This is a genomic window from Paraburkholderia sp. SECH4, from assembly GCF_030511745.1.
GTDB lineage: Bacteria > Pseudomonadota > Gammaproteobacteria > Burkholderiales > Burkholderiaceae > Paraburkholderia > Paraburkholderia madseniana.
On record NZ_JALOCP010000032.1, the window covers coordinates 1 to 14,085 of the forward strand.

General features: G+C 59.4%; 11 protein-coding genes and 1 pseudogene. 5 read left to right on the plus strand and 7 right to left on the minus strand.

Features of this window, described 5'->3' with window-relative positions; genetic code table 11:
• Positions 1-116: 116 nt before the first annotated feature.
• A pseudogene (locus tag M0D67_RS31680) lies at positions 117-239 on the minus strand (gluconate transporter); the annotation flags it as partial.
• A 181-nt stretch (positions 240-420) separates the two neighbouring features.
• Between M0D67_RS31680 and M0D67_RS31685 the strand changes: the two are divergent.
• On the plus strand, positions 421-1,404 hold the full coding sequence (locus tag M0D67_RS31685) for a sulfonate ABC transporter substrate-binding protein (protein WP_266240942.1): 984 nt from the start codon (positions 421-423) through the stop codon (positions 1,402-1,404).
• Positions 1,405-1,446: 42 nt separating this feature from the next.
• Here M0D67_RS31685 and arsC read toward each other — a convergent pair whose 3' ends face one another.
• Positions 1,447-1,806 (minus strand): arsenate reductase (glutaredoxin), encoded by a 360-nt coding sequence (gene arsC, locus M0D67_RS31690; RefSeq protein WP_266240943.1) that lies wholly within the window; start codon positions 1,804-1,806, stop codon positions 1,447-1,449.
• Positions 1,807-2,693: 887 nt separating this feature from the next.
• On the opposite strand from arsC, the gene parA reads away from it, so the two are divergent.
• Both parA and M0D67_RS31700 read left to right on the plus strand, forming a co-directional pair.
• Positions 2,694-3,356: a ParA family partition ATPase gene (parA, locus tag M0D67_RS31695; protein WP_054034704.1), complete on the plus strand. Its 663-nt coding sequence runs from the start codon at positions 2,694-2,696 to the stop codon at positions 3,354-3,356.
• A 24-nt stretch (positions 3,357-3,380) separates the two neighbouring features.
• Entirely contained in the window at positions 3,381-4,436 is a 1,056-nt protein-coding gene (locus tag M0D67_RS31700; protein ID WP_266240944.1) for a ParB/RepB/Spo0J family partition protein, read from the plus strand.
• A gap of 79 nt (positions 4,437-4,515) precedes the next feature.
• Here the strand turns inward: M0D67_RS31700 and M0D67_RS31705 are convergent, their stop codons facing one another.
• Entirely contained in the window at positions 4,516-5,865 is a 1,350-nt protein-coding gene (locus tag M0D67_RS31705; protein ID WP_074289157.1) for a replication initiation protein, read from the minus strand.
• Positions 5,866-7,811: 1,946 nt separating this feature from the next.
• On the opposite strand from M0D67_RS31705, the gene M0D67_RS31710 reads away from it, so the two are divergent.
• Positions 7,812-9,017, plus strand: coding sequence for a DNA-binding protein (locus M0D67_RS31710; RefSeq protein ID WP_266240989.1), 1,206 nt, complete (start codon positions 7,812-7,814; stop codon positions 9,015-9,017).
• A 267-nt stretch (positions 9,018-9,284) separates the two neighbouring features.
• Here the strand turns inward: M0D67_RS31710 and M0D67_RS31715 are convergent, their stop codons facing one another.
• The 4 genes from M0D67_RS31715 to M0D67_RS31730 form a co-directional block, all read right to left on the minus strand.
• Positions 9,285-10,388, minus strand: a complete 1,104-nt coding sequence (locus M0D67_RS31715) for an IS5 family transposase (RefSeq protein ID WP_266240945.1) — start codon at positions 10,386-10,388, stop codon at positions 9,285-9,287.
• Positions 10,389-10,448: 60 nt separating this feature from the next.
• Entirely contained in the window at positions 10,449-11,510 is a 1,062-nt protein-coding gene (locus tag M0D67_RS31720) for a tyrosine-type recombinase/integrase (protein WP_266240946.1), read from the minus strand.
• A 63-nt stretch (positions 11,511-11,573) separates the two neighbouring features.
• Positions 11,574-11,972: a DUF2471 family protein gene (locus tag M0D67_RS31725; RefSeq protein ID WP_054034709.1), complete on the minus strand. Its 399-nt coding sequence runs from the start codon at positions 11,970-11,972 to the stop codon at positions 11,574-11,576.
• 115 nt (positions 11,973-12,087) lie between these two features.
• Positions 12,088-12,714, minus strand: coding sequence for a helix-turn-helix domain-containing protein (locus M0D67_RS31730; protein ID WP_154566438.1), 627 nt, complete (start codon positions 12,712-12,714; stop codon positions 12,088-12,090).
• A gap of 169 nt (positions 12,715-12,883) precedes the next feature.
• On the opposite strand from M0D67_RS31730, the gene M0D67_RS31735 reads away from it, so the two are divergent.
• A complete protein-coding gene (locus M0D67_RS31735; protein ID WP_154566437.1) occupies positions 12,884-14,083 on the plus strand; it encodes a glycine C-acetyltransferase in 1,200 nt (399 codons plus the stop codon).
• Positions 14,084-14,085 lie beyond the last annotated feature (2 nt).

The window sequence follows — 14,085 nt, forward strand, 5'->3', positions numbered from 1 at the left end:
GTCCCGACAGGCATTTGCCGCCATCAACGGACTACAAGTTGGGCGGAACTTCCGGCTAAGCGGAATTGACAGCCAGCCGTCAATTCCTGCCACCGTTTGCGATCCCCACGGCAGGCTCAGGTCAACACGGTCCACAACGCGAACGTCAATGCGAGGCCGACGACAGATACGATCGTCTGCAGCACCGACCAGACCATCACCGTCTGCTTCAATTGCAGCCCGAAATACTCGCGGATGACGGATTGTAGCGGGGCAAGGCGACTTGACGCAGTCAGACACGCAGAGCGGGACCTCTGGGATGTCCCGGCCTCTCCGGCGTGATTTGCTTATGCGAATTTATCGGTTCGTCCAGGCTTGCAGACGAATTATCGTCGAAGCTAATCGGTCCGTTTCGCGTCCGTTTTTTTAACGAGTACCTTTATGTCCCGTCATCCGTTGCTCACGCGCCGAGCGTTCATCGCAGGCGTGAGCGCCTCGCTGGCCGCCGCGGCCTTGCCCGTTGTCTCCACGTCAGTCTTCGCCGCGGATACGCATGCGAAGGAATTTCGCATCGGTTATCAGAAAGCGGCCAATACGCTCGTGTTGCTGAAGGCGCACGGCACGCTCGAAAAGCTGCTCGCACCGCGTGGCATCACGGTCAAATGGACTGAGTTTCCCGCCGGCCCGCAGTTGCTCGAAGGATTGAATGTCGGCGCGATCGACTTCGGTTATGTCGGTGAGGCGCCGCCGGTGTTCGCGCAGGCGGCCGGCGCGAACTTCGTCTATACCGCGTATGAAATCCCGACGCCGCATGCCGAAGGCATCCTGGTCCATCAGGATGCGCCGATCAAAACGCTCGCCGATCTGAAGGGCAAAAAGATCGCGTTCAATAAAGGTTCGGACGTTCACTGGTTTCTGGTCGCCGCGTTGCAGAAGAGCGGCGTGAAATACAGCGACATCCAGCCCGTTTTTCTGGCGCCCGCCGATGCGCGTGCGGCCTTCGAACGCGGAGCGATCGACGCATGGGCGATCTGGGACCCGTTCCTCGAGGCCGCAAAACGCCAGTCGAATGCCCGCTTGCTCGCCGACGCCGAAGGCATCGTCAGTCACCATCAGTTCTTCCTGAGCGCGCGGCCGTTTGCGGAGCAAAACGGTGACGTGCTCGCGATCGTGATGGACGAGGTAGGTAAAGAGGGGGCGTGGGTACGTGGCCACTACAGCGAAGCCGCCGCTCAGCTCGCGCCGATTCAGGGCCTTGACGCAGGTGTGATCGAAGCGGGTTTGCGGCACTACGCGCATATCTACAAACCCATCGACGCGGACGTGCTTGCAGAACAACAACGTATTGCCGACACATTCAGCGAGCTGCGCATCATCCCGACAAAAATCGTGACGAAGGACGCTACATTGCCTACCAAGGCCTAGGTCACTTGGGCTCAGGTCACGTAGACCGCGATGTTTCGACGCCTAAGCGAATAGCACTTCGACATTTTCCGGCGGGCGGCCAATCACGGCTCGCCCGTTTCGCACGACGATCGGTCGTTGCAGGAGAATTGGGTGCTTTGCCAATGCTTCGTATAACTGAGCGTCGCTAAGCGTGGTGTCGGAGAGGTCGAATGCTTTGTATTCGGCTTCGGTGTCGCGGATCATCTCGCGGACTGTGCAGCCTAGCTGCGTGTTGAGTTGCTGTAACTGCGCGACCGTGAGAGGTTGCTTCAGGTATTCGACAATTTCCGTTGGTTCATTGGCGCTGTTGTAGGTGGCGGCGATCAGGTCGCAAGTGGCTCGCGATTTTGAACAGCGAGGGTTGTGGTAGATGGTGATCATGGTTGGTTGGGTAAGCGTTGCTTGTGTTGGGGTGCAGGGTGCTTTTTCGTGGGGGATTTTAGCGGGTGCGGGGAGTTGGGTGGATGTCCGGCGCGGGCGGACGGGTTTCGTCGGGACGGAAAAGGGGCGCTGTCTGTTGGTGATTGTGTAGTTCGGTTTATGCGCATAAAGCGCCTGCGTGAAGTTGTCTTCACGCGCCTCCTTGGGGCGACCTCGTCGCTCTGCTGAACGCTTCGACTCATATCATGCGCCGGCCGCTGCATGCATGAACGTGGTGCTTCGTGCAGCCGCCAGTCCCAGAGACGANCCGTGCCGTGCCGTGCCGTGCCGTGCCGTGCCGTGCCGTGCCGTGCCGTGCCGTGCCGTGCCGCAGGATCATGCATCGATCCGCACGGTCAGATCCCAACGGCAGCGGCCGCTCCATGCGTGAGTAATGCCCGAGGAGTTTATGCGCATAAAGAGGTGTCTACAGGTGACAGCTCGCGGGGCAAGACGTGGCCCAGGTATGCCTCGATGCCACCAACAGTTGGACCATGCAAAAGCGATGCGACCCGGCAACGCCAAACCTGGACAAACGGGACAGCGTCGAATCCGAGACAACTGATGCACCACGATCCATACCCGAGGGCGTAGCTTCACATCGCATTGGATCCTGTGGCCGCTTCCCCTATTCGATACCCCACAGCGTCTGATATCTCCCGACGTCGCAAACCTATTGCCGTTGATACGCGCGTGACAGCCGCAGCGCTTTCACGCAGTCACGCCACACCCTTTATGCGCATAAACCTATCCCAAACGGCTAATTCTTCTCGCGTTTACACAAAAACGATTGAAATGCGAATTCATCCAGGTAAAATCCTTTTGCGTCTAAAAAGAGGAGGTGAAGATTGGCAGCAGAAATCATCGCGGTAACTCAGCAGAAGGGTGGGGTCGGGAAGAGCACAATCGCGATGCACCTCGGGGCTGCGTTCCATGAAAAAGGCAAACGCGTCCTCGTCGTAGACGCAGACGGTCAAAACACACTGGTCCATTGGGCCAGTGCATCATCAGACGGCGAAACCGGCATTCCCTTCCCGGTCGTCAACCTCTCCGAAGCCGGCAGCCAGATCCACCGCGAGATCAAGAAATTCGTGGCTGACTACGACATCATCGTGGTCGACTGCCCGCCCTCCATCACCGAGAAAGTGTCCGGCGTCGTGTTGCTCGCGGCGAGCGTCGCGATCATGCCAACGTCGTCGTCGCCCGCGGACTATTGGTCAAGCGTCGGACTGGTGAAACTCGTGCAGCAGGCCCAGGTCATGAACGAGGATCTGCGCGCCGTCTTTCTGCTGAATAAGACCGAAGAGAAACGGATGCTGACGCGCGAACTGAAGCGTGCGTTGGAAGAGCTCGGTTTCCCACTGCTCAAGACCCAGATCCCGACGCGCGAAGCCTACAAGCAGGCAATGGCGTTAGGGCAGACAGTGCTTCAGATGAACGATCGCGGCGCCAAGCTCGCCGCCATCGAAGTACGGGCGTGCGCCAACGAGATCGCAGCCCTGCTCCCCTGAATTTATGCGCATAAAGGACCCTGAATGAAACCCTCCCAATTCGCCAAAGGCTTTCAAGCACGTCCTGATACGACTAGCAGCGAAAAGCGAACCGCTCTCGACCGCCTGAACGCGATCGACGGTTTGGTCAAGAATGGCGCCCCGACTGGCGACGTACCGAACCGCGTCATCCAGCCGATCCTGTCCCAGGACGTCACGGAAGCCGAAGCGGCGGATATCGCCAATGAGTCGGCGGCCTACCGTGCCTGGCGAATCGAACACGCTTACCGGCCGGGTCAGGTCATCGAGCTCGCGCTCAAGACGATCAAACCGAGCCCGTTCAATCCGCGCCATTTCTATCTGAAGGCGTCGATTGCCGAGCTTGCTGTCAATCTGGCGAAGCAGGGCCAGCAGCAGGCGATTCACGTCATTCCCGATTACGACAACCCCGGCACCTACTTCGTCAGCGACGGCGGCCGACGTGTGCGGGCGCTTAAAGAAGCGAACAAGGAATCGGTGAAGGCGATCGTCATCGATCTGCCGATCGGCATCCAAAGCTATAAGCTCGGCTACGACCTCAACGTCCAGCGCGATTCGCAGACCGTGTTCGACAACGCCGTCGTCTGGAAACGCTTTCTCGACGATCGGCATTTCCAGAGCCAAAAGGAGCTCGCCGAACATCTCGGACTAGACGAGTCGACCGTCGCGGTCGCCCTGTCGATTGCGAAGCTACCCGAGGTGGTGATGCATGAGATGGTCGCAAGGCCTGACCGCTTTGGTTCGAACATGGCGTATCAGGTGGGCCGCTATCACACTGCCCGCGGCGCGGACGCTACGCTCCGCCTGATCAACAAAATCCTCTCGGACGACCTGAGCACGCGACAAGTGGCGGACATCGTCAAGGGCAGGGCGAGCGCACAGGAAAGCACCAAGCCGGCCGGTCGGCAGCGCTATGCGCAGCGTCTGGAAATCAAGCTCGGCGGCGTCTCGGTCGGCGATCTGAAATCGTATGGAGACGATCGAATCGAACTGCGCCTGAAGGGTCTCACACGTGAAAAGCGTGACGACATACTTCGTCAGATTGAAAAGATGCTGAAGTAACAGAGGGGAAAGTATCAGCAGGAAAAGAAACGGCGGCACACGAAAGTGGCCGCCGTTTTTCTTGATGTGATCTCGATAATTACGCCGCGCGCGATTGGCTCAGCGTGAAGGCGAGCAGGTCGCCATCGGTGGGTTCACCCCAGGTTTTGCGAGCCAGCCAATCGAAGAACGCGGTTTCGACGATCTTCGAGTCCAGCCCACGACGACGCCAGTCGTCACGCATGTGCGTGCCGAGATCCGGTAACACGTCGTCCTCAAACGACTTCCGCGCGATCTCCCGTTCGGACTCACCTTGCTCGTCGTAAAGCTCGCGCGCTTCCTTGCGCCGAACCGCCGAGTACTCGCCAAGCAGCCGCGCTTTCAGGTCGTCCGCCGGCGCGGCCACCGCAGCCTTGCCTCCGCTACCGGACGGCAGCGCTTCGACCGGCGGCGCATAGCCCTTCTTCAACGCATCCTTGAACAGAGCCGGTGCGCTACGCACAGCGGGCAAGGACGTGCTGCGCATGCGTTGCTCGGTCATCTGCAGCGCCGCGCGAATTCGGTTTTCTTCGCTATCGGCGTACAGTGTTTGCGCTTCTTTCAGCGGAATGCCGATCTTCACCATCCGGTCGACCAGCGTGCTGTCGAACACATTCGGGTGTTCGTCGAGTGCTAGCATGGGCTGCTTGCGCTCGGTCACGCGGAACTGGATCTCGGCGACCCGCCGTCCTTCGCGGTGCTCGATCAACTCGACGAAGATGTTGGTGACCGCATTCACCTCGGCGATGGCCGGGCGCAGATAATCGCGCTTGAAGTACTTGTACTCGCGCTTCGCCTCGTCACCCGCTTCGGTGTCTGGCGTGCCGGACAGAATAGGGCGCCACCATTCCCATGTTTCGCGCATCGTCAGATGGCTCGGGTTAGTCAGGTAGCGAACGCAAATCTCGTAAAGTGCGAGCCCCGCGCTACTGCGCAACTGGCTCTGGAACTGCAGACTCAACCGCGCATACTGAACCGGATCGAGCAGCTTCTTTTTGATCTTCGGCGCAAACGAGAACTCCACCCACACGCGGCGGGTGGTGGGATCTTCGAGAATTTCCGCGTCGGCAATCAGCGTGGAAATACCCCATTTCCGGCCCGGCTTCTGGCTGGACGTGCCGGTACTCCATTCGACCTGCACCGACACCATGCGCCGCAGGTGCTCTTTCACGAGCGCCGTGTCGTTCGAATCGAATGCGGAATTGGCGACGATGTCGGACAGCAAGGCCCGATAGGTATCGCCGGACTCGTCAGCTTGCTGAGCGACGGCAAGGAGAACGTTGAACAGCTTGCGGGTGAGGAGCGTGATCTTGCCGCTCTTGGGCTGGATGGCGATCGCCTCGACGGCCTTGCGTAATTCGGCCGAGCTCGGGCTGACTACATCTGTCTTCTTCGCGCGCTTCGTGGCCATGCGTCTGGTCGGAGAGGGATTTGGCGAGAGCATACCGGCTGTGGTGATACACGTCTATAGCATGGGTCTCACCGTTCCCGGTGAAGTGAGTTTACGAGGCACAACTCACCTCGAGCCACTCCCGAAAACTCTCACCTCACCCGTTTCGCGCCAGGTTCAGGGCATCCTTATAGGTCGCGGCCTCCCGAAAACTGACCTATTTCTGACCTGTCGCGAACGGGAGTCATTCGATCCCGAATCTTCTCACCTCAAAAAAATTTCGTGAATTTTGGCTGCACGCAGGTTGCGAGTAGGGTGCACTCGCACCCAATCGTTGGCGCGGACGCACTTCTGCCGATTTCAGCGGATAGGGGAGGGGAGAAACCCGGCAAACGCGCCGAGCCTCCTCCCTAAGCAGACGCCACGCCGAAGCTCGCCGGCACGCACACGCGTCGATTGAGGCCATGTGGCCTTCGCCGCGCAGACGTACACGGCAATCGCCGCGTGTCCAATTGAGTAAATGGCCGCCGAACCAGGCAGCACGACACCTCATTCATGCGAGAGTGAGATCCGAGTCGCGACAACCTCCCCCGAAAAAGCTCACCTTAACGCTAGCTGAGCGCTTGGAACGACGCGGCCTCCAGACCTGGGGCACTGAAAAAACACCGATAAATAGTCCCGAAAAGCCTCACCTAAGAGCCCGGAACAGCCCTGTGCAGCTCCTGGAAAAGCGCCCCCGAAAAACCTCACCTTTGCGCAGCGCACAAAAATTATTCAATGATTTCATTGACTTATTGGGTCGCCATTCGCCGGGCGATGGGTCCTCACTCCCGTATATCCTCACCTTTAACAGCTTTTCAGTGAAATCTGACGTTTCCGGTCGCAACCCAAAGGGCCCCGAAAAACCTCACCTTAAGATTTTCGTAGCCACGAAATCGGAACGGCTCTGACAGCGTCCGTAGGGCTTTTCCGGCCCGTTGTGGCGATTTTGGTCCTGTATTTCCTCACCTTAGCGAACACAAACGTCCCAAAAGGCTCCCGAAAAACCTCACCTCGGGCCCAAAACAGGCATTTTGACGAGTCGGCTATCGCCTCGATCCACGTCTCCCGAATTCGCTCACCTTTCCGCAAGGGCTGATCAACGACCCCATCGACGCACCCAACCGAATTTCGGTCGAAATCCGGTTCAGCTCCCGCAAAGACTCACCTTAAGCGCCCGAATGCACAAAATTGAGGCAAAAATGACGCCTCGGCCCCGGAAAGTCTCACCTTCGGTTCGCGTTTTCTCCTGTCTTGACTCACCAATGGGGTTTACGAGGCCAAAATAAGGTCAAAATCTGTGGCCCACGGTGGTCCCGAAAGCGCTCACCTTCAGGCCCATTGCGCTCCGCACCTACATCTGAGTACTGCCGGGCGATCCCGGACGCTCAGGTCCCGCAAAATCTCACCTTTAGCCAAACCGCACTTTTGGGGCAGCTCCTGAACCCCCTCACGTTCTGTCCCGGACCCCCTCACCGAGGCCCCCGAACCTCATCACTCAACACTCCCGCAAGACCTCACCACCACTCCCGTAAAGCTTCACCTTGTCGGGCTAGAACGCCTGCCTGGTAAGGGTTTGCCATGGCGTTAACGTTTTTAACATGGGTTCAAAGGTGTTTACTTTTATTACTCTCTAGACGTTCCCCGTGTGCCCTTCGGACAAGACCACTCCACCCCACAGTTCCCATGACGCCCTCGTGAAACAGTGAGCGATCAGAAAAAAACCGCTGAAACCTCTTTATTTACAAGAGCTTATTGGCTAGTCTTCGTTTTGTTTCACGGAAAAATTCGGCTTGCTCCGATCTCGAGAGCCATCAGTAACCTCAAAACACGCCAATTGGCGAAATAGCACTCGCCCCAAACAAATACGTAGCAAACAATACGTAAATTGTTATGATTCATCCAATTCGAGCGACATCGAGGTATACATGAATCTGGACCAGGAACGGCAAGCCATTCGTGACGAGCTTGAATCGTTGAGGGCTAGCGGGGCACGGCGGCAAGAACTGTCACTGCATGCTTGCAAGCGACTTTTCTTTGATTTGGGCATTCGCCCGTCCATGGCAGCCGTTCGCGACCTGACTCAAACAGGCAGCGCGAGCGACATCCCGAAGGACATCGACCATTTCTGGGAACGCATTCGAACGGTGTCGCGCGTAAAGGTCGGCGCCGGCGCTATCCCGAAAGCACTGGAAGATCGCGCCGGCGAATTGCTGGGCGCCCTTTTCGAAGAAGCCGTCGTGCAAGCTCGCTCGACCCTCGACAGCGAACGCGAGGAAATTCGAGCCCAAATCACCGTCGCCGACCAACGCGCACGAGAAGCAGAAATTCGCCGCGACGTGTCGGAAGAAGCAATCAAGCGCAGCGAACTCAGAGCTGAAGCCGCATGGGAACGCGTTCGCGCGCTCGAGACTGAACTATCCAGCACCACCACACATGGGACCGCTCACCAAGAAGGCTTGCAGGCCACGGTGCGTCGACTCGACGGCGAAAACGAAACATTGCGCCAACGCCTCGATACCGAACAGGCGACTAACGCGGCGCTCCGCGACCGGATCGATGCGCTGCACGTCGAATTGCGCCAAAGCACCGAGCACTATGCGCAACAGATCAAGGACGCCGTCTCCGAAGCTGAGCGCCGTGTGAAGCCAATGCTGGTCGAACTCGATTCCTTGCGCAGTATGGCGGCCACCTACCAATCGGGGGTGCGTGACGCCAGTCGCAAGGAATTCGAGTTTATTCAGCAACTCGCTTCAGCCAAGGCCCGCGGCGACCGGCTCGACGCGCAACTACGCGAGCAGTCGGACGAAGTGGATGTTTTGGCAAAAGAAGTTGCGGCGCTGCGCGGCCAGCAGGACATCGATCCCGCCGTCGCGAACCTGTTGTGTTCGCTGGTTGAAGCGGGCAGGCTCACGACCGACGAGCTGGCGATGATCGGCACCGCGGTGGACGGTCATGTCACGCTGCCGCTGCGCTGCCCAAAATGTGAGGAAGGTGAGCCGGAGCTGTCGCAAGTGGATCACCGCTTCGAGCTGCAGTGTCCGGAATGCGATCACTCGTCAGGACCCGGCGAATCAAGGCTGGAGGCGGTTAGCCGGTTTTTGTCGAGCGGATCGATTGCAGCGTCGACATGACCGCCCGGCGCGGGTGTCATAACGGATAAATCGCCAAAGGTGAGGAAATTCGGGACCTGAGGGGTGAGTATTTTCAGGACCCGTCTACTCACCCTTTCCTCGTCAAACGCCCGTCGCGCCTAGCAGGCTGCGGAAATACCCGAAGCAATCACGAGCGGCTTTCCTCCCGAAGGGGAAGCTGGAGTCGTTTTTTTCACCATCCGGGAATTGATTGCCCGATTCCCGTCTCTGGTGGTTGGTCGGTGCCGTTTTTAGCCCCGATTTAGCTTATTGCGCCACCTGCGCACGGATTTGTCCCAAGGTGCGCATACGAACCAGGTTGTACGCCGCCATCGTCAGCACAAATATCTGATCCACTTTCTTCAGGCCGCGCACCATTACCTGACGCATGCCCCCAACCGTCTTGGCCCAGCCGAATCCCTGCTCGATCAGCTTGCGCTTTTGCTGCGAGATGGCGTAGCCCGCGCTTTGGGCAATCGCATCCGGCACCGCCGAATGGCGTCCCGACTTGTTCTGCGCCACATGCGGCGTGACCTTCATGTCCACACAGGCTTCCACGAACTCCTGGGCGTCATAGCCCTTGTCAGCTCCGAGCGTGATCTCACGAGCCGGGTCATCGAGCGCCTGTCTGGCATCGTTAATCATCACCTTGGCGGCTTCGCGCTCGGCATAACCATCAGCGATCGTCACCACGGCATTGGCCACCAGACCGTGGCGGTTGTCGCTCAAGGTATGGCCCATGTAGCGCAATTCACTGGCTGCGCCGCCTTTACGATAGAGTCGTGCATCGGCATCGGTCTTCGACTCATGGGTGTCGTTGCTGCGCTTCTCGCCTTTGAAGTTGCCCCCATCGCCGTTGGCCTGGTCGTCATCGTCACGGCGCACAAAGCTCTTATGGCCGGCCCAGGCCTGGATCAGCGTACCGTCGACGCTGAAGTGCTCGCCTGATAGCCACGCCTTCTGCTGTGCAATGGCCAGCACCTCATTGAAGAACTCGATGACCGCGTCATGTTTAATCAGCCGTTCCCGGTTCTTGGTGAACACGGTCGGCACCCACACGCTGTCGTCCATCGACAGCCCAATGAACCAGCGGAACAGCAGGTTATATTGGACCTGCTCCATCAACTGTCGCTCGGAGCGCACGCTGTAGAGCACTTGCAACAGCATCGCCCGCAGCAGTTTCTCCGGCGCAATGCTGGGCCGGCCGCCTTTGATGTCGGCCTCGTACATGCGGGCAAACAACGGCTCCATCTTCGCCAGCGCAGCATTGGCCATCTTGCGAATCGCGCGCAGCGGGTGACTCGCGGGAACAAAGTCTTCCAGCTTGCGCATCGTGAACAGGCTCTCGGTGAAGGTATCAGCGCCGCGCATCATCTCTCGGGGTTAGGGCTTCATCACAATAACGTTTCAGCCGTCTCATCCGCTGACTCATCAGCGTCGGTATTTCCGCAGCCTGCTAGGCGTGGGTAATGGCGGAGCGGCTGGATCCGGTTCATCGACGATTGGCGAATCCTGCTGATCCATCCACCTTTGCCATGCCCGATACAAACGGTTGGCAGACACGGCCTGGACAAATCCCAGCCACTGCCCGACCTGTTCCGCCTCAACCCCGCTCTCGAACAGATCTGCGGCGAAGGTGTTGCGCAAAGTTTGTGGACTGGCGCGTGAGGCTCGCGACGCGGCGATGCCTGCGGCGTCGATCAACGCATCGACGCCGCGCAGCATGGTCGCCTTGTGCATTGGGCGTCCCGAAGGCGAAGCGGGAAAGACCAGATTGCCGGCCAGTTCGGAAAGGCGCCGTTCCGCAAGCCATGCATCGAGAACGGCGGCCGCGAAGGGCGCGAGTCGGGTACGGCGCGTCAGCATCGGATTCGCGGACTCGATCGTGACCCACGGTGAGCCGACGTTCACGCAACTAACCGTAAGTGCTGCCGCCTCGCCGGTCTTGACGCCGCCGCCGAGAAACACAGCGATCAATGCACGGTCACGTCGCTCTCTCCAGCGCTGCGCGGCTGACAAGGCCGGCAAGGGCGAAAACAGATGTGCAATGAGCGCCGCGCGTTCTGCATGATTGAGAAACCCGGTCGGCTCGTTATCGCGTGCATTCCGCCATGCTGCTTCGCCATCCTGAGCAATGAAGCGCGCAGGATTGGTCGACGCGGATTCAATTTCGCGTACGTGGTCCAGTACCCGTTCAATGAGCCGCAAATACCTGACACGTTGCGGTTTTCGGATCTCAAGGCCGCCCACGAATTCGGCGATGGTTTGCGTATCGACCGTGACCAGACTCTTTTGGCGAACCGCCAGCCAGTCGAGGAAAAGCCCCCACTGCGCTTGATAGACTTCAGCAGAAGAGTGCCTGAAATGTTGCTTGGCAAGCCACGCGTCGAACGCGATTTGCGGATCGCGGCGCCAGTCTTCCCGTTCCTGATCGAAGAGATCAGTTGACGGTGCAGGGCGTGGAACCGGGTCGGACAGATTGGGAGGTGGCATACGCTATCCTTCCGTTAGTTGCGCATATTGTAGGTGGCAACCGATGAAAGTACAGCGCCTGAGTCAGTCGCCCCACGCCCGCGCGTGCTTTAGCGGCGCGTCTTTAGATGCAGGTTGTGCGGCGCGGCGTGCCGCCTCTTCATAGGCCGAGACGGCAAACGCGAACACTGCCGGCAATGCGGTGGATGTGCCGAAGTCCACCGCTTCGTCCGTTTCCGGATAAGGCAACTCGGACGGGCGCTGGAACAGTCCGAGCATGATCGCGTCGTGCCGGCTGGCAAACCCGAGGTCCGCCAACGCTTCGGCTTCGATTGCATGAAGCAGGCGCCATGAGAGCGGCACCTGCTGGACGATGTAGCGCGCGGCGATGTTGCGCACGATGTGTTCAAGATCGCGCGCCGCGGTTTGATAGCGCAGCGCGGCCAGAGCATGCTCGGCTTGTTCGGTGGTCAGGTCGTTCATTATCGGCTCCAGTCGACACCCTGTACTGTACAAATATACAGTGTCTCGCGCAACCTCGGCCGAGCGGACAATTCAGTCCAATTCAGACATCAACCTACAACGGTGCGTCTGCCCCTCAGCCGTGAATCACCACCAGCAGCGCTTTCGCCTCGCCCTTCCCGGCGTTGCGGATCGCGTGCGGCTCGTCAGCGACATAGCGCGCGGTGTCCGCGGCCTTGAGCCGCTTCGTCGCGCCCGCCGCCTCGATCTCGATCGATCCCTGCAGCACCGTCAAATGCTCACGCGTGCCGGGTTCGTGCGCGTTCGACACCAGCGCCCCACCTGGCTGCAACGTCAGTTCGTACCACTCGAACTTGCCGGCCAATTCGATCGGGCCCCAGACACGCAACTGATACTTGGCTTCGTGCCCGCTCAAAGTCGGGATGTCGTGCGGACCCGAGACGGCAATCGCCTCCGGCGCCTTCTGCGGCGCGAACAGCGAATCGAGGCTGACGCCGAGGGCGTTCGTCAGACGCCACGCGACCGCGATCGTCGGATTGGCCTTGTCGCGTTCGATTTCCGAGAGCATCGATTTCGACACGCCGGCCGCGCGCGACAGGTCGTCGAGCGTCATTCGCCGTTCGGCGCGCAGACGCTGAATCTGCTCGCCGACGCGAGGCGGCGCCGCGATCGCCGGGACCGGACTCGCGCCTGAACTGGGTGCCGCGTTGGCTGCTGCGCGGCGGATTCCCGAACTTGCCATTTACTGACCTATCGTTTAGAGTTGTTCGACATACCGGATTTTAGTTCGGAAAAACGAAAATATCCGATAAAACTGACAGCCGACTATAACAGCCCGCCTCGACGCCGAACATGCCGCAAGTGCCGAGCATGTCGCGCGTGGGCGCACCACCCTTTCAGGAGTCTGGTTCATGCGTGACCTTTACCTCGCCCATCTGCGCGGCACACTCGAGCAGATCCGCGCTGACGGTTTTTACAAGAACGAGCGCGTGATCGCTAGCCCCCAGTCGGCTGACGTGCGTCTTGCGAACGGCACGGAAGTGCTGAATTTCTGCGCGAATAACTATCTTGGTCTGGCTAACGACGAACGGCTGATCGAGGCCGCCAAGCTTGGCCTGGATAACGACGGCTTCGGCATGGCGTCGGTGCGCTTCATTTGCGGCACGCAAACCGTGCACAAAGACCTCGAAAAGGCCTTGGCCGCATTTCTGCAAACCGACGACTGCATCCTCTACTCCAGTTGTTTCGATGCGAACGGCGGTCTGTTCGAAACCCTGCTCGACGACAACGACGCCATCATCAGTGATGAACTCAACCACGCGAGCATCATCGATGGTGTGCGGCTTTCGAAGGCGAAGCGCTTTCGTTACAAGAACAATGACCTCGTGGATCTCGAAGCCAGGCTGCAAGAAGCGGATGCCGCCGGCGCACGCTTCAAGCTGATCGCCACCGACGGCGTCTTCTCGATGGACGGCATCATCGCCGACCTCGCAGGCATTTGCGATCTCGCCGACCGCTACGGCGCACTCGTGATGGTCGACGATTCGCACGCGGTCGGTTTCGTCGGCGAACATGGGCGCGGCACGCCGGAACATTGCGGTGTGCTGTCGCGCGTCGACATCATTACCGGCACGCTAGGTAAAGCACTAGGCGGCGCATCGGGCGGCTACGTTGCAGCGCGCCAGGAAGTCATCGATCTGCTGCGTCAACGCTCACGTCCCTATCTGTTCTCGAACACGCTGACACCGAGCATCGCCGCCGCCTCGCTGAAAGTACTTGAATTGCTCGCCAGCGACGAAGGCGCGCAACTGCGTGCGCGCGTGCGCGAAAACGGCGCGCATTTCCGCCGCGCGATGAGCGCGCTCGGCTTCACGCTCGTGCCCGGCGAACACCCGATCATTCCGGTCATGCTCGGCGACGCGCAACTTGCATCGAACATGGCCGACGCGTTGTTGAAGGAAGGCGTGTACGTGATCGGCTTCTCGTTCCCCGTGGTGCCCAAAGGCCGCGCGCGAATTCGCACGCAAATGAGCGCCGCACACACGCCGGAACAAATTGATCGAGCTGTCGACGCATTTGCGCGCGTCGGCCGTCAACTCGGTGTCATCTGAAG